The 14,866-nt window shown below is 69.5% G+C and carries 15 protein-coding genes; 9 read left to right on the top strand and 6 right to left on the bottom strand.

Going from position 1 to position 14,866, the window contains the following annotated elements; genetic code table 11:
* Positions 1-93 precede the first annotated feature (93 nt).
* The 8 genes from HIR79_RS09970 to csiR all read left to right on the top strand — a co-directional run bounded on the left by HIR79_RS09970 (position 94) and on the right by csiR (position 8,252).
* The gene (locus HIR79_RS09970) at positions 94-1,641 is read left to right on the top strand and encodes a 3-hydroxyacyl-CoA dehydrogenase (RefSeq protein ID WP_169958231.1); all 1,548 of its coding nucleotides are present in this window, start codon (positions 94-96) and stop codon (positions 1,639-1,641) included.
* Between the two features lie 13 nt (positions 1,642-1,654).
* On the top strand, positions 1,655-2,863 hold the full coding sequence (locus HIR79_RS09965; protein ID WP_169958230.1) for a 3-oxoadipyl-CoA thiolase: 1,209 nt from the start codon (positions 1,655-1,657) through the stop codon (positions 2,861-2,863).
* Positions 2,864-3,078: 215 nt separating this feature from the next.
* Complete coding sequence (locus tag HIR79_RS09960) at positions 3,079-3,888, top strand: IclR family transcriptional regulator (RefSeq protein ID WP_169958229.1); 810 nt, start codon at positions 3,079-3,081, stop codon at positions 3,886-3,888.
* A 45-nt stretch (positions 3,889-3,933) separates the two neighbouring features.
* Entirely contained in the window at positions 3,934-5,061 is a 1,128-nt protein-coding gene (locus HIR79_RS09955; RefSeq protein ID WP_169958228.1) for an ABC transporter permease, read from the top strand.
* Positions 5,058-5,867 carry an ABC transporter ATP-binding protein gene (locus HIR79_RS09950; protein WP_169958227.1) on the top strand — a complete coding sequence of 270 codons (810 nt, stop codon included), beginning with the start codon at positions 5,058-5,060 and terminating at the stop codon, positions 5,865-5,867. The genes HIR79_RS09955 and HIR79_RS09950 overlap by 4 nt, the downstream gene beginning before the upstream one ends.
* A complete protein-coding gene (locus tag HIR79_RS09945; protein ID WP_169958226.1) occupies positions 5,867-6,805 on the top strand; it encodes an MlaD family protein in 939 nt (312 codons plus the stop codon). The genes HIR79_RS09950 and HIR79_RS09945 overlap by 1 nt, the downstream gene beginning before the upstream one ends.
* Positions 6,802-7,407, top strand: coding sequence for an ABC-type transport auxiliary lipoprotein family protein (locus tag HIR79_RS09940; RefSeq protein ID WP_169958225.1), 606 nt, complete (start codon positions 6,802-6,804; stop codon positions 7,405-7,407). The genes HIR79_RS09945 and HIR79_RS09940 overlap by 4 nt, the downstream gene beginning before the upstream one ends.
* A 161-nt stretch (positions 7,408-7,568) precedes the next feature.
* Positions 7,569-8,252, top strand: coding sequence for a DNA-binding transcriptional regulator CsiR (gene csiR / locus HIR79_RS09935; RefSeq protein WP_169958224.1), 684 nt, complete (start codon positions 7,569-7,571; stop codon positions 8,250-8,252).
* A gap of 19 nt (positions 8,253-8,271) precedes the next feature.
* On the opposite strand, the gene sugE is transcribed toward csiR, so the two are convergent.
* The gene (sugE, locus tag HIR79_RS09930) at positions 8,272-8,586 is read right to left on the bottom strand and encodes a quaternary ammonium compound efflux SMR transporter SugE (protein WP_162899980.1); all 315 of its coding nucleotides are present in this window, start codon (positions 8,584-8,586) and stop codon (positions 8,272-8,274) included.
* Between the two features lie 247 nt (positions 8,587-8,833).
* Between sugE and HIR79_RS09925 the strand changes: the two genes are divergently transcribed.
* A complete protein-coding gene (locus tag HIR79_RS09925) occupies positions 8,834-9,046 on the top strand; it encodes a hypothetical protein (protein WP_169958223.1) in 213 nt (70 codons plus the stop codon).
* Positions 9,047-9,064: 18 nt separating this feature from the next.
* On the opposite strand, the gene HIR79_RS09920 is transcribed toward HIR79_RS09925, so the two are convergent.
* The 5 genes from HIR79_RS09920 to HIR79_RS09900 all read right to left on the bottom strand — a co-directional run bounded on the left by HIR79_RS09920 (position 9,065) and on the right by HIR79_RS09900 (position 14,835).
* Positions 9,065-10,018 carry a 5-oxoprolinase subunit C family protein gene (locus HIR79_RS09920; protein ID WP_169958222.1) on the bottom strand — a complete coding sequence of 318 codons (954 nt, stop codon included), beginning with the start codon at positions 10,016-10,018 and terminating at the stop codon, positions 9,065-9,067.
* The gene (locus HIR79_RS09915; protein ID WP_169958221.1) at positions 10,015-10,740 is read right to left on the bottom strand and encodes a 5-oxoprolinase subunit B family protein; all 726 of its coding nucleotides are present in this window, start codon (positions 10,738-10,740) and stop codon (positions 10,015-10,017) included. Before HIR79_RS09915 ends, HIR79_RS09920 begins: the two co-directional genes overlap by 4 nt.
* Entirely contained in the window at positions 10,737-11,492 is a 756-nt protein-coding gene (locus HIR79_RS09910) for a 5-oxoprolinase subunit PxpA (protein ID WP_169958220.1), read from the bottom strand. Before HIR79_RS09910 ends, HIR79_RS09915 begins: the two co-directional genes overlap by 4 nt.
* A 37-nt stretch (positions 11,493-11,529) precedes the next feature.
* A complete protein-coding gene (locus HIR79_RS09905) occupies positions 11,530-13,377 on the bottom strand; it encodes a protein kinase domain-containing protein (protein WP_169958219.1) in 1,848 nt (615 codons plus the stop codon).
* Between the two features lie 150 nt (positions 13,378-13,527).
* The gene (locus HIR79_RS09900) at positions 13,528-14,835 is read right to left on the bottom strand and encodes a 2-oxo acid dehydrogenase subunit E2 (RefSeq protein ID WP_169958218.1); all 1,308 of its coding nucleotides are present in this window, start codon (positions 14,833-14,835) and stop codon (positions 13,528-13,530) included.
* Positions 14,836-14,866: the final 31 nt, after the last annotated feature.

Raw genomic sequence — 14,866 nt, 5'->3', positions numbered from 1 at the left:
TTAGGATGGGAGTCAATAATCGGAATGCAGTTCCGCCTTGCGGAATAAAGTCAGCACCCTGGCCCGACACAGATTCGAGAGGAGAACCCCGCCATGTCGAACGCTCCGCCCCTGGAAGCCACTTCAGCCCTCCCCTTCCGTCGCCTGGGCATCGTCGGCACCGGCGCCATGGGCCGCGGCATCGCCCAACTGGCCGCCCAGGCCGGGCTCGAGGTAAGCCTCCATGATGCCCGCGCAGGCGCGGTGGAAGAGGCAAGGAGCTTCATCACCGGCGTCTGGACACGCGGGGTGACGAAGGGGCGCCTGAACGAGAAGGACCTGGCCTGGTACCGAGACCGACTGCACGAAGCCGCCGATCTGAGAGACCTGGCGGGCTGCGACATCGTGGTGGAAGCCATCGTCGAGAACCTCGAGGTCAAGCAGGAACTCTTCACGCACCTGGAAGCCATTCTGGATGACCAGGCCATTCTCGCCACCAACACCTCGTCGCTATCGGTGACGGCCATCGCCTCCGCCTGCCGTCTGCCGCAACGAGTCATCGGCTTTCACTTTTTCAACCCCGTGCCGCTGATGAAGATTGTGGAGGTCATTCCTGGCCTGCGCACCACGGCCGATGTCGCCGATCGTGTCGAGGCGCTGGGACAGGCCATGGGCCACTTCACCGCTCGCGCCACCGATACACCAGGCTTCCTGGTCAATCACGCCGGTCGCGCCTATGGGACCGAAGCGCTAAGACTGCTCAGCGAAGGTGTCGCCGACCACACCACCATCGACCGCCTGCTTGTCGATCAGGGCGGCTTTCGCATGGGCCCCTTCAGCCTGCTCGACCTGACCGGCCTAGATGTCTCCCACGCGGTGATGGAGTCCATCTATCACCAGTACTACGAGGAGCCGCGCTTCCGCCCATCACCGATAACCCGTCAGCGCCTCACCGCGGGCCTGCTCGGCCGCAAGAGCGGCGAGGGCTTCTATCGCTACGAGGATGGCCAGGCGGTGGTGGCGGCGGAACCGGCTCCACCGGCGGCCACTCCCCTGCCCGTGTGGGTCAGCCCCGAAGACCCCGAGGCCGCCCAGGTACTCTCGGCGCTCGTCTCCGCCGCCGGCTGGCCGCTGGACCGGGGCGAGCGGCCCGGTGGCGAGTCGCTGTGCCTGCTCACCCCGCTGGGCGAGGACACCACCACGGCCGCCCTCCGCCAGGGACTCGAGGCCCACCGCTGCGTGGCCGTCGACATGCTGGCCGGCCTCGACCGGCGCCGCAGCCTGATGACCACCCCGGCCACCGAGACCCGCTATCGGGATGCCGCCTGGGCCCTGCTCGGCGACGATGGCACGCCGGTAAGTCCTCTCCACGACAGCAACGGCTTCGTGCTCCAGCGCGTGATCGCCTGCATCGTCAACGTCGGCGCCGAGATCGCCCAGCAGGGCGTGGCAGAGCCCACCACCCTCGACCGCGCCGTGGAACTGGGGCTGGGCTATCCCCGTGGCCCGCTGGCCATGGGCGACCACTACGGCGGCCGGCGCATCCTCACGATCCTCGATAACCTCTTCGCCGCCACCCGCGACCCCCGCTACCGCCCCAGCCCCTGGCTGCGCCGACGCGCCGCCCTGGGCCTGCCGCTGACCACCACCCAACCGACCTGACAGGAGCTTTCCCATGCACGACGCCTTCATCTACGACGGAGTCCGTACGCCTTTCGGCCGCCACGGCGGCAGCCTCTCCGGTGTGCGCCCCGATGACCTGCTGGGCAGGGCCCTGAGGGCCCTCGTCGAGCGCAACGGTTTCGCCCCCGAAGACTACGAGGAGGTGCTGGCCGGCTGCACCAACCAGGCCGGCGAGGATTCGCGCAACGTGGCCCGCCACGGTGCCCTGCTGGCCGGCCTGCCCGTCGAGGTCGCCGGCCAGACCGTCAACCGCCTCTGCGGCAGCGGCCTGGCCGCGGTGATGGATGCCGCCCGGGCGATCCGCAGCGGTGAGGGGCAGCTGTTCCTGGCCGGCGGCGTGGAGTCCATGTCCCGTGCTCCCTATGTGCTGGGCAAGGCGGATTCCCCCTTCGCCCGCAACCAGCCACTCTACGACACCGTGATCGGCTCGCGCTTTCCCAACTCCTGGATCGCCCAGACTTATGGCAGCCACAGCATGCCGGAGACCGCCGACAACGTGGCCCACGACCTGGGACTGGGGCGCGCCGAGAGCGACGCCTTCGCGGCGCGCTCCCAGGCACGCTACGGCGACGCCCTGGCCAGCGGCTTCTATGACGAGGAGATCCTCGGCATCGAGGTATCCCAGGGTCGCAAGCTGCCCCCGCTGCTGGTCGACCGGGACGAGCATCCGCGGCCCGGCACCGATGCCGACAAGCTCGGTCGGCTGTCGCCGCTGTTCGAGGGCGGCGTGGTCACCGCCGGCAACGCCTCGGGTCTCAACGACGGCGCCGCCGCCCTGATCGTCGGCAGCCGCCAGGCCGGCGACGCAGCCGGCGTCAGGCCGCGGGCGCGCATCCTGGCCGGTGCCGTGGCCGGCGTGGCGCCCCGCGTCATGGGCCTGGGGCCGGTGCCTGCCTCCCGGAAGGCCCTGGAGCGGGCCGGGCTGAGCCTGGATCAGATGGACGTGATCGAGATCAACGAGGCCTTCGCGGTGCAGGTGCTGGGCTGCGTCAAGCAGCTCGGGCTCTCGGCCGACGACAGTCGCCTGAACATCAACGGCGGCGCCATCGCCATCGGCCATCCCCTGGGCGCCTCCGGGGCCCGTCTGGCACTGACCGCCCTGCGCCAGCTGGAAGTCTCGGGTGGCCGCTACGCCCTGGTCACCATGTGCATCGGCGTCGGTCAGGGCATCGCCTGCGTGATCGAGCGCCTGGAGGGCTGAGGCCCGAAGATGTCTGGCAGCCCCATCCCCACCAAGACACCCCCGACTCTCAAGCTCGGCGGCGTCTTGGCGAGATGGCAACAATGGAACTCACAAAGACCCAACGCTTCGAAGCACGGGCTTTTAATCGATGTCATCAAGGAGTTCGTGGTCGCAAGGGGCTGTTATGCGATACTAGATTCCGAAATAGCCTACTCAACTCTGGACGGCAACCAATGAGACAGACGCCCTCCCATGAAGGCGAGCATGAGCAAGCCGGCAAGGACCGCAACTTCGTGACGGCTCTGGCCCGAGGCCTGGAGCTGCTTCGCGCCTTCGGCGCCGGAGAGGAGTACCTGGGAAACGCCGAGCTCTCCAACCGAACCGGAATCCCGCGCCCCTCAGTATCTCGGCTTACCTACACTTTGACGCAGCTTGGCTACCTGCAGCACAACCCCGACATTGAGAAGTATCGGCTCGGAGCTGGAGTTCTGGCGCTCGGCTATCGCTACCTCGCTAACATGGGCATACGCGACCTGGCCCGACCACACCTGCAGCGTCTCGCCGACGCCACCGACTGCAGCGTCAGTCTGGGCACCGCCGACCGCACCTCAATGATGTACCTTGAAAGCTGTCACGGTACCGGGCCGCTGATCATCCGGCTGGGAGTCGGGTCGCGGCTTCCCATGGCGACTTCGGCAATCGGTCGTGCCTGGCTCTGTGGTGTTTCTGACGAGCGACGCCAGCAGCTCATGGGGGAGCTCAGAGCGATCCATAAAGGTGACTGGGCCAGAATCGAAGCCGGCATTGAAAAGAGCCTGGCCGATTACAGGGAGTATGGCTTTTGCCTCTCCGAGGAAGATTGGCAACCGGAAATCAGCGCCGTGGCACTTCCGCTTGTACTGGAAGGTGGCGCAGAGGTGATGGCACTAAACTGTGGTGGACACAGCCTGAAGCTGACCCACGACAAGCTTGTGAAGAACCTGGGGCCAAGACTCAAGGCGGTTGCACAAGATATCATCAACCTTTTGGAGCCAACCCGGTAATACTCACGGAAGAACACCCCATGCTCGAGAAGGAGTCTCCGCACCATGGCCTCGACCGACGCCACCCCCGGCCGCCTCGAGCTCGACGATGGCCGGCTGCGGATCACCGGCAGCTGGACCCTGGCGCATCATGATGCGCTGAAGGCCCAGCTGCGCCGCCACACTTCACTGGACTGGGAGGAGGTCGACCTCTCCGGCCTTGCCGGCCTCGACACCGCCGGCGCCCGCCTGCTGGTGGAGCTGGTCGGTGCCGATCGCGTGGCCGAGGTGTCGCGCTGGGCACCCGACCTGCCCAGGGCGCGCCAGGCGCTGCTCGAGACCGTGGCCCGGGTGCTGCGCGAACCGCTGGAGCCGGAGGCCGCGCGCCGCGCGCCGCTGGCCGACTGGCTGGTCGACGTCGGCGAGCGCATCGCCGCCCTGTGGCACCAGCAGCGCCTGCTGCTCGGCTTCATCGGCCTGACCCTCACCACCCTGCTGGCCTGCCTGGTGCGCCCCTGGCGCTGGCGGGTCACCGCGCTGGTGGCCCATGTCCATCAGACCGGCCTCAACGCCGTGCCCATCGTCGCCCTGCTCACCTTCCTGGTGGGGGCCGTGGTGGCCTTCCTGGGCGCCACCGTGCTGCGCAACTTCGGCGCCACCATCTTCACCGTCAACCTGGTGGCCTTCGCCTTCCTGCGCGAGTTCGGGGTGTTGCTGGCCGCCATCCTGCTGGCCGGCCGCACCGCCAGCGCCTTCACCGCCCAGATCGGCGCCATGAAGGCCAACGAGGAGATTGACGCCATCCGCGCCATCGGCCTCGACCCGATGGAGCTCCTGGTGCTGCCGCGGCTGCTGGCGATGATGGTGATCCTGCCGATCCTCACCTTCATCGGCATGCTGAGCGGGATCCTCGGCGGCGCCCTGGTGTGCATCTTCATGCTCGACATCTCGGCCACCCAGTTCCTGCTGATCCTGCAGCGCGATATTCCCCTCAACCACTTCCTGGTGGGCCTGGGCAAGGCGCCGCTGTTCGCCTTCCTGATCGCAGTGATCGGCTGCCTGGAGGGCTTCAAGGTCAGCGGCAGCGCCCAGTCGGTAGGCGAGCACACCACCTCCAGCGTGGTGCAGTCGATCTTCATGGTGATCCTGCTCGATGCCGTGGCCGCGCTCTTCTTCATGGAGATGGGCTGGTGAGCGGCGCCAACGACACGGTCATCCGGGTGCGGGGGCTGGCCAACCGCTTCGGCAGCCACGTGGTCCACGAGGCGCTGGACCTCGACATCCGCCGCGGCGAGATCCTAGGCGTGGTAGGCGGCTCCGGTACCGGCAAGTCGGTGCTGCTCAGGAGCATCGTGGGGCTCAAGCGCCCCGACGCCGGGCGCGTCGAGCTGTTCGGCGAGGATCTCTCCGCCCTGCCCGCCCGCCAGCGCTCCGAGATGGAGCGGCGCTTCGGGGTGCTCTTCCAGCGTGGAGCCCTCTTCTCCTCGCTGACCCTCCAGGAGAACGTCGCCCTGCCGCTGATCGAACACGCCGGCCTGAGCCGCCGCGACGCCGAGGCCCTGGCGCGCATGAAGCTGGCCCTGGCCGGCCTGCCGCCGGAGGCGGCCCTGAAGATGCCCTCGGAGCTCTCCGGCGGCATGATCAAGCGCGCGGCGCTGGCCCGAGCCCTGGCCCTGGACCCGGAGGTACTCTTCCTCGACGAACCCACCGCCGGCCTGGACCCCATCGGCGCGGCCGACTTCGATCGCCTGATCATGACCCTGCGCGACGCCCTGGGGCTCAGCGTCTTCCTGGTCACCCACGACCTGGATACCCTCTATACCGCCTGCGACCGGGTCGCCGTGCTCTCCCAGCGCCGCGTGCTGGTGGCCGACCGCCTGGCGGTGGTGGAGGCCAGCGACGACGCCTGGATCCGCGACTACTTCCACGGCCCCCGAGGCCGTGCCGCCGCCCGGGCCGCCGCCTCCCACCCGCCGCCAACCTCCGGGGAGAACACCTGATGGAAACCCGCGCCCACCACCTGGTGATCGGCCTGTTCACCGTCATCGCCCTCGTCGCCGCCCTGGGCTTCGCCCTGTGGCTCGGCAAGTCCGCCACGGACCGCGAGGTGACCTTCTACGAGGTCGGCTTCGAGAGCCCCGTCGGAGGCCTTGCCACCGGCAATGCGGTGCTGTTCAGCGGCATCCGCGTCGGCGACGTGGCCGATCTTCGCCTGGACCCGGACGATCCGCGCCTGGTGCGCGCCCTCATCCGCATCGATGCCGATATTCCGGTGCGCGAGGACACCCGCGCCAGCCTCGCCCTGGCCAACGTCACCGGCAGCATGAACATCCAACTGCGGGGTGGCAGCCCGGAGCGGCCCCGCCTGCAGGGAAGCCGAGAGAATCCTCCACTGATCCTCGCCGAGCCCTCCGCTCTGGGCTCGCTGCTCGCCGACGGCGAGACCCTGATCGGCGGCCTGAACCAGCTGATCACCAACGCCAACCGCCTGCTCGACGAGGAGAACACTGCCCGGGTCGAGCAGATCCTGATCAACCTGGAGCAGCTCAGCGAGGAGCTGGCCGCGCGCAGCGGCGAGCTCGGCGCGGTAGTCGACATCGCCGACCGCCTGGGGCAAGAAGCTACCGCCCTGCTGCGGTCGCTGGCCGGCCTGAGCCAGAGCGCCGAGACCCTGGTCGACGAGGATGGCCGCCAGGCCCTGGAGAGCGCCGGCCAGGCCATGGGCAGCCTGCAGGGCATGGCCCGCCGCCTGGAGGAGCTGCTCGGCAGCAATGAGGAGGCCCTGGGCCGCGGCATGCAGGGGCTGGGCGATCTGGGCCCGACCATCCGCGAGCTGCGCGGCACCCTGGACACCCTGGGGCGCATCACCCGCCGCCTGGAGGAGAACCCGGCCGACTTCCTGCTGGGCCGTGAACCGATCGAGGAGTTTTCACCGTGAGACGCCTGGCCCTGCTGCTGCTGGCAAGCACCCTCACCGCCTGCACCCTGCTACCGGAGAGCGAGCCGCCCAGCCTTCACCTGCTGCCCGCCACCCCGCTTGCCCCCGCGCAGAGCGCCCCCCTGGAGGCGCGCCTGCGGGTGGAAACCCCCCAGGCACCGGCGCTGCTCTCCGGGGCGCGCATCCTGGTGATGCCGGAGCCCAACCGCCTGCAGGCCTACGCCGGCGCCCGCTGGAGCGACCGCACCCCGCTGCTGCTGCGCGACCGCCTGGTGGAGGGGCTGCGCGACCGCGGCCGCCTGCACGTCCAGGATGACAACAGCCCGCTGGGCGCCGATGTGGCGCTGGTCAGCGACCTGCGCGCCTTTCACAGCGTCTACCCGCCGGCAGCGGCGCAGGGCTCGCCGGTGGCGGTGATCCGCCTCGACGCCAGCCTGGTGGACGAGAGCCAGCGACGGCTGCTGGCCGAGCGGCGCTTCGAGGTGCGCGAGCCCAGCGAGGGGACCGCCGTGGCACAGGTGGTGGAGGCCTTCGGCCGCGCCGCCGACGAGCTGGCCCGGGCCATCGCCGAGTGGAGCGAGGAGGCCATGGCCGCACGCTGACGCCCGCCGGCCAAATGGCGCCATTACGGCAGGATGCCGCCGATTATTCAGATCGGCGATGTTCGGCTATGATGTCGGCAAACGATGGCTTGGATAAGAACGGCTTGGACACGTACGGCTCGAATAAGTACGACCCAAATAAGTACAAGGACGCAGGCGGCATGGACACGACTCCCCCTCGGCAGAACCTCGGCATCAGCGCCTACCGCTGGCTCAAGCAGGACATCATCCGCGGGGTCTTCCGGCCTGGCGAGAAGCTGCTGATGAGCCGGCTCAAGGAGCGCTATGACCTCGGCGTCGGCCCACTGCGCGAGGCACTCTCCCAGCTGGTGGCTGAGCGCCTGGTGGTGGCGATCAGCCAGCGCGGCTACCGGGTGGCCCCCATGTCCCTGGCCGAGCTCGAGGACCTCTACGACGCCCGCGCCCAGCTCGAGGGGCTGGTGCTGCGGCTGGCCATCGAGCGCGGCGACGATGCCTGGGAGGCCGAGATCCTGGCCACCGCTCACACCCTCGCCAAGGTGATGGAGGTCAATTCCCCCGACGAGCTGCTCGACGTCTGGGACGCCCGCCACAAGGCCTTCCATACCGCCATCGCCAGCGGTTGTCGCTCGCCCCACCTGCTGCAGGTGCGCGAGAGCCTGTTCGACCAGGTGGAGCGCTACCGCCACCTGTGGCTGCGCGAGACGGTCTTCTCGGAGCAGGCGCTCGAGCGCAAGCGCCAGGAACATGCCGCCCTGGTGGAGGTGATCCTGGCCAGGGACGTGGAGCGCGCCAGCGAGATGATGCGCGAGCACCTGATGACCCCGGTGCCGATCATCACCCAGGTCATGACGCGCCAGGCCTAGGTCAGCCCCTGCCCCGCCCTCAGCCGGCCAGCTTGAGACCGACCAGGCCGGCCAGGATCAGCACCAGGCTGAGCAGGCGCAGCGGCGAGGCGCTGTCCCCGTAGATCAGGATGCCCAGCAGCACGGTGCCCACCGCGCCGATGCCGACCCACACCGCATAGGCGGTGCCCACCGGCAGCACCTTCATCGCCTGGGCCAGCAGGTAGAAGCTGGCCACCATGGCCAGCACGGTAAGCACGCTCGGCAGCGGCCGGGTGAAGCCGGCGGAGGCCTTCAGCCCCAGCGCCCAGGCGACTTCCAGCAGGCCGGCCACGGCCACAAGAATCCACGCCATCTCGATGATGTCCTTTCCAGGCGAGGCCGTCCCCGCAGCGCAGGCGCGCACCGGGTCGTCCCGGGCGCGTAGTTCAATGATCTGGTCGAGCCGGGCATGCTAGCACCCCGGTGAGGCTATTCAAGTTTTCCCGGGCTGTCACACCGACGTCACCGACCGCTGGCAGGCTGGTGGGTGACAGAATATCGCTTCCCGCTTATGCTGGAGTGACACCCCGCCCGAGGATGGGCACGCCGGAGACGAGACAATGCCTCACCTGCTGAGATTTTCCCGCGACCTGGAAGCCCGCCTCGATGTCCTCGCCGAGGCCAGCGGCCTGGGCAAGGCCGAGCTGATCACCCGCTGCGTGGAAGGCGGCATCCTGGCCCTCGAACACCAGCTGCTGGCCGAGAGCGGCGCCGCCCCCCTGGCCGAGCGCAGCATCGACCAGGTGCTGCGCGAGAGCGGCCTGGGCGCCTGACCCGAGCGGCATCTACGCTCAGTCGATGAAGCCGGCGCAGAAGCGCCGATACGCCGCCAGCGCCCGCTCCCCGGAGGTGGCGACGAGACGCACCTCCTGGCCCGGCAGGCACTGGGCCAGCCGCGAGGCAGCCAGGGGGGTGAGCGCCCCCAGCCGCGGATAGCCGCCGATGGTCTGGCGGTCGTTGAGCAGCGCAATGGGCTGGCCATCCGGCGGCACCTGCACCGCGCCCAGGCCGATCCCCTCCGAGACCAGCGAGCCGATCCGGCACGCGAGCCGCGGCCCGGTCAGGCGGACCCCCATGCGATCGGCGCGGTCGTCCACTCGCCAGGCGGCGTTGAAGGCCTGGTAGAGGCTCTGCCCGCTGAAGTCGCCCACCTGGGCGCCGGGCAGCAGCGCAAGCCGGGCGGGGGCGCGATAGTCGATCCGCACCTCGTCGGGGGCCTTCCCTTTACCCACGCTCGCCGCGGCCTCGCCCACGCCCAGGCGATCCCCCTCGGCCAGCTTGCTGCCGCGCCCGTCGAAGCCGCCCAGTCCCTCGCGCACCACGCAGGCGACACTGCCCAGCACCGGCTCGGCGACGAAGCCACCGGCCACCGCCAGGTAGGCCCGCAGGCCATTGACGGGGGCGGTGAAGACCAGCCGCTGGCCCTCCCGGCACGCAACCCGCTCCCAGATCGGCAACGGCTCGCCGTCCAGGGTGGCGCCCAGGTCGGCGCCGGCCACGGCAAGCGTCAGGTCGCGCTCGGCCACCAGGGTCAGCCCGCCGAAGGTGACTTCCAGCGCTGCCGCCCCCCAGGGATTGCCCGCCAGCCGGTTGGCCCAGGCCCAGCCGTGGAGATCGGCCGGCCCGCCCTGGGTAACGCCCAGGCGGCGCACCCCGAAGCGTCCGGCATCCTGCAGCAGCGCCAGGGGGCCGGCACGCTCGACGCGAAAGCCGATAACGGTATACCTTCCTTTGTCGCGACTCATCGACCCGCCTCCATGGGCGTGGTATCGCCCCCCTCGGCCTCGAAGGTCTCCCGGTCCACCGGCACGAAGCGCACCCGGTCGCCGACGCCGAGCAGGCTGAAGCCCTCGCGGTCGCGATCGAAGAGCCGTGCCGAGGTGCGCCCCAGCAGGTGCCATCCCCCCGGGGTGACAGTCGGGTAGGCGGCGGTCTGGCGCCCGGCGATGGCCACGCTGTTGACCGGCACGCGCTTTCGCGGGGTATCGAGCCTGGGCACCTCGAGGCGCTCGTCCAGCAGCCCCATGAAGGCGAAGCCGGGCGCGAAGCCCAGCGCGAAGACCCGATAGTCGCTGCCGGCATGGCAGGCGATCACCTCCTCCACCGTCATCCCGACCCGCTCGGCCACCCGGGGAAGGTCGGGCCCCACGCTCGGGTCGTACCAGGTGGGCAGCTCGCGGACCTCGCCGGCATCGGCCTGCGCGTCCGGCACGAGATCCCCCAGCAGCCCGAGCAGGCGACGGCGCGCCTCCTCGGGGGAGAGCCTGAGCGGGTCGAAGACCACCAGCAGGGTGGTATAGGAGGGCACCAGGTCGACCAGGGCCTCGCCGAAGGCCGCCTCGCAGCGCCGCGTCAGCGGGGTGATCCAGGCCAGGTTGGACTCCTCGATGCGCTCGAAGAGCCGCACCATCCAGCCGTCCAGGCCGGCGGACTCCAGCCGCGGCAGGCGTGCGCCCTCCCCCCTCATGATCCGGCCTCGATCTCGCCGAGGGCCTGGCGGATCGCCCTCACTGCGGCGATGGACTCGGGGTTATCGCCGTGCACGCAGAGGGTGTCGGCGGCAAGCACCAGTTCGCTGCCGTCCCTGGCGGTGAGCGGCTGGCCGCTGGCGATGCGCCGCGCCTGGTCCACGATCACCGCCTGGTCATGATGCACCGCGCCCGCCTCGCGCCGGGAGACCAGGCGCCCTTCCCCGTCGTAGGCGCGGTCGGCGAAGGCCTCGAACCACAGCGCCACCCCCTCGGCCTCGGCCAGAGCCCGGGCCGCCGAGGTGTCGCGGGTGGCCATGGTCATCAAGGGCAGCGCGGGGTCGAAGGCCAGGATCGCCCGCATCACCGCGGTCATGATCTCCGGGTCACGGGCCATGTCGTTGTAGAGAGCGCCGTGGGGCTTCACGTAGCTCACCTCGACCCCCTCCGCCCGGCACATGCCGTGAAGCGCCCCCAGCTGGTAGAGCACCAGGTTCTCGACCTCCTCGGCCGAGCAGGCCAGGGAGCGGCGCCCGAAGCCCACCAGGTCCGGGTAGGCCGGGTGAGCGCCGATGCGCACCCCGTGCTTCTTCGCCAGGCGCACCGTCATGCGGATCACGTCGGGGTCCGAGGCGTGGAAGCCGCAGGCCACGTTGGCCAGGTCCACGTGGGGCATCACCTCGTGGTCGAGCCCCATGACCCAGGGGCCGTAGCTCTCCCCCATGTCGGCGTTGAGCAGCAGAGTGTGCACGTCATCCTCCCGGTGCCGTCTCGATCACGGCAATTTATCACATCGCGCCGCCGGCTTGGCTCGAGTCGAGGGCCTGGCGGGGGTTGCGCGGATAGAACCGCTCGGGCTGGCGCTCCACGTGGGGAAAGAAGCGGGTGTCCTTGTAGGGCATCTTCATGAACCCCGAGACGCCGAGCCCCTCGATCTGCCCTACCGCATCGAGGATCTCCTCCAGCCGTCGGCGGAATTCCGCCTCCCGGGAGGGGTCGAGCAGGCGGTAGTAGCTGTGGATCTTGAGGTGTGCCGGCAGCGCCTCGAAGATGATCATGCCGGTGTGGTGGATCTCGTTGAGCGCCTCGAGCGAGGTGATGATCTGCTCCGGCAGTATCAGGAACTCCTCGGGGTCGGGGCCATCCTCGAAATAGCTGTGCAGGCGGCTGCGGTCCTCCAGCTCCGGCATCGCGCTGACCTCGTAGGCCAGACGCATCCCGGGCTCCAGCCGGAAGGGCTGCTCCGGCCCCTCGCGATCCAGGTGCAGGGTGTCCCGGGCGTTGAACAGGCAGCTCTTGAAGATGCCCTGGCGGTAGATGGCCCGGGCCAGGTGCACCATGTTGTTGACCGCGGCGATGAAGGCCGGTCGCCGGGCGGCGTCGTGCAGGTTCAGCGAGGTGTCGATATAGACCCCGTCGGCCTCCCAGCGCACCGCCAGCCCCCCCACCACCGGGTAGCGCCCCAGCCGGCTCACCGCGGCCAGGAAGGCCTTCTCGGTCTCGCCCATGCCCTGCATGAAGTTCTTGTAGTAGCGATCGAGCTGCACGTCGTTGACGTCGCTCAGGGTCTCCGGCGCCCCCTCCTCGCGCAGGAAGGCCTTGCGCGAGCTGTAGACCACGGTGTCGATCTCGCGCTCGGCCGGGCGCACCCAGACCGGCACCAGCGCCTGGGGCGGCGTGACCGGTAGGTCGATCATCACCAGCCGGGAGAGCCTGGGCATCTCGCGGATGAAGTGGTCGCCGGCCCGGTGGCGCTGGCGCGGATCGGGGTCGAGCATGCCGTCGAGCATGCGCGCGAACTCCACCGGCAGCCCCAGGGAGGTTGCGGGAATGGCGCGGTGGCCGAAGCGGCAGGACTGCGCCGAGGCCAGCGCGTAGAGGGTGCCGGCGGCCCCCTGCTCGTCGAAGCGCGGCGAGGAGAGCGCCCCATTGAGCTGCTCCTCGCCGATGAAGTAGACGTCGCCCAGGCGGGCGTTGGTCTGCTGGAGGTTGTCGGACATCAGTTCCATGACGTTGGCCACCACGAACTGCTGGTTGGCATCGAGCTGGGCGAACACCGAGGAGCCCCAGTCGATCAGGGCGATGTTCTCGGTGGCGGCGTCGAACACCAGGTTGGAGGGCTTGATGTCGCCATGCACGATGGGCCGGCCTGCCGGGCCGGCCTCACGGCGCAGGGCGCCCAGGATGTCCGCCAGCTGGCCGGCGATATGTACCACCAGGCGCGGCGAGAGCCGCCCCTCACGCAGGGAGACCTCCTCGAGGTTGAGCCCGGGGGCGCGCTGCATGACGAGAATCGACTGGTGGCGCACCCGCTGGTAGGCGATCAGCTTCGGCACCCGGGGATGATCCACCTGCTCCAGCATGAAGGCCTCCTCCTCGAGGCGGTCCTGGAGATGCTGGGGCAGGTTGATCCGGGTGAACTTGAAGACATACTCGTCGCCGAGCGCGGTCACGCCGGCGAAGACGAAGCCGTAGGCGCCCTTGCCGATCAGCGCAATCTCCCGGTAGCCCAGCTGCTCGAGCTGCTCCTGGCACAGCGCCACCCACGCCTTGAGCTTGCGGGCGTCGTCGTGGCTGAGCAGGTAGATCGACTGCTCTTCCGGGATATAGAACTGCTGCAGGGGCGCCTGGGTCATTGCACTATCCCTTAAAGCGCTGATTCACGTCGCGAGCGATGAGAGGCTGGCCGCCGCCGGAATGGAGCAACCGGAGTTGACTGGCTGCTCAATGAGGATTGCGAGTACCGCCGGCGGCCAGGATATCAAGCGCAGCAGGGAATCAGGGTTTTATGCCAGATGGAGGAGCATGGTCTCCGGATCCTCCAGATAGCCCTTCCAGGCATTGCAGAAGCGGGCGATGGTGCCGCCGTCGATGAGGCGATGATCGCCGGCCCAGGTGACGGTCATGATCGCCCGCTTGACCACCCGCTCCTCGGCGTCGAAGCGCGGCAGCCACTGGGTCTTGCCGATGGCCACGATCGCCACCTCCGGGGCGTTGATGATCGGCGCGGCATAGGTCCCCCCGAGGGCCCCGATGTTGGAGATGCTGATGGTGCCGCCCTTCAGGTCCGCCTGGCTCACCTTGCCGGCCCGGGCCGCCTCGGTGAGGCGCGCCACCTCCTCGGCCACCGACAGCAGGCTCCTGTGCTCCACCCCCTTGACGTTGGGGACCAGCAGGCCGGCGCGGCTGTCCACCGCCATCCCCACGTTGACCGAGGCCAGGTAGTGGATCTCGCTTTCGTCATCGCTGAGCCGGGCATTGAGGATCGGCGCCTCGCGCACCGCCAGCGCCATCGCCTTCATGAAGAAGGGCATCAGCGTGAGACGCGCACCCTCGGCCTCGGCCAGGGGCTTCAACCGCTCGCGCAGCGCCAGCAGCTCGGTGACGTCGATCTCCTCCCCGTACTGGAAATGGGGAATGGTGCTGGCCGCTTCCACCATGCGCCGGGCCATCACGGCGCGAACGCCGCGCAGGGGCTCCACGCGAATCTCCTGCCGGCCGCCGGCGTCGGCCGCCACTGTGCCCTCGCCGGCCCGGTCGGTTGGCCCGCCCTCCTCCAGATAGCGCAGCACGTCCTCCTTGAGCACCCGCCCCTGGCGGCCGGAGCCCGGTACCGCTTCCAGGTCGAGGTCGTGCTCACGCAGCAGGCGACGCACCGCCGGGGCAACCGGGATACGTCCGTAGGGGCCACGCCCCGGTTCACTCGCGATCTCCTCGCCGGCGTCGGGCGCCCGGCGTTCCCGGGCCGGGGCGGCACCCTCGTCGACGGGCGGCAGCGGCGCCTGTGCGGCGGAGCTGGCGCCACCGTCCTCGGGCGTCGGTGCCGACACCGCCGCCGGCGTCTGCTCGGCCCCCTCCCCCTCGGCCACATAGCCGAACAGCGGCGCGTGCACCTTGGCGATCTCGCCCTTCTGCACGTAGAGCCGCGTCACCCGCCCCGCCTCGGGGGCGGTGATCTCCACCAGCGCCTTGTCGGTCATCACCTCGACCACCGGCTGGTCCTCCTCGATCACGTCGCCCTCGGCCACGTGCCACTCCACCACCTCGCACTCCACGATACCTTCGCCGATATCGGGCAGCATGAAATCACTCATTGTCTTGCTCCTGTACTGGGTCGCGTCCGAT

The sequence above is a fragment of the Halomonas sp. PGE1 genome (assembly GCF_013000985.1).
Taxonomy (GTDB): Bacteria; Pseudomonadota; Gammaproteobacteria; order Pseudomonadales; family Halomonadaceae; genus Halomonas; species Halomonas alkalicola.
This window is presented reverse-complemented; position numbering and strand designations above follow the sequence as displayed.

Excerpts from the sequence above, each read along its gene's own strand:
- HIR79_RS09925 (WP_169958223.1), top strand. The coding sequence starts at position 8,834 with ATGCCTCACCTGCTGAGATTTTCCCGCGACCTGGAAGCCCGCCTCGAT.
- HIR79_RS09900 (WP_169958218.1), bottom strand. The coding sequence starts at position 14,835 with ATGAGTGATTTCATGCTGCCCGATATCGGCGAAGGTATCGTGGAGTGC.
- HIR79_RS09955 (WP_169958228.1), top strand. The coding sequence starts at position 3,934 with ATGGCCTCGACCGACGCCACCCCCGGCCGCCTCGAGCTCGACGATGGC.
- HIR79_RS09920 (WP_169958222.1), bottom strand. The coding sequence starts at position 10,018 with ATGAGTCGCGACAAAGGAAGGTATACCGTTATCGGCTTTCGCGTCGAG.
- sugE (WP_162899980.1), bottom strand. The coding sequence starts at position 8,586 with ATGGCGTGGATTCTTGTGGCCGTGGCCGGCCTGCTGGAAGTCGCCTGG.
- csiR (WP_169958224.1), top strand. The coding sequence starts at position 7,569 with ATGGACACGACTCCCCCTCGGCAGAACCTCGGCATCAGCGCCTACCGC.
- HIR79_RS09905 (WP_169958219.1), bottom strand. The coding sequence starts at position 13,377 with ATGACCCAGGCGCCCCTGCAGCAGTTCTATATCCCGGAAGAGCAGTCG.
- HIR79_RS09960 (WP_169958229.1), top strand. The coding sequence starts at position 3,079 with ATGAGACAGACGCCCTCCCATGAAGGCGAGCATGAGCAAGCCGGCAAG.
- HIR79_RS09915 (WP_169958221.1), bottom strand. The coding sequence starts at position 10,740 with ATGAGGGGGGAGGGCGCACGCCTGCCGCGGCTGGAGTCCGCCGGCCTG.
- HIR79_RS09945 (WP_169958226.1), top strand. The coding sequence starts at position 5,867 with ATGGAAACCCGCGCCCACCACCTGGTGATCGGCCTGTTCACCGTCATC.
- HIR79_RS09965 (WP_169958230.1), top strand. The coding sequence starts at position 1,655 with ATGCACGACGCCTTCATCTACGACGGAGTCCGTACGCCTTTCGGCCGC.
- HIR79_RS09970 (WP_169958231.1), top strand. The coding sequence starts at position 94 with ATGTCGAACGCTCCGCCCCTGGAAGCCACTTCAGCCCTCCCCTTCCGT.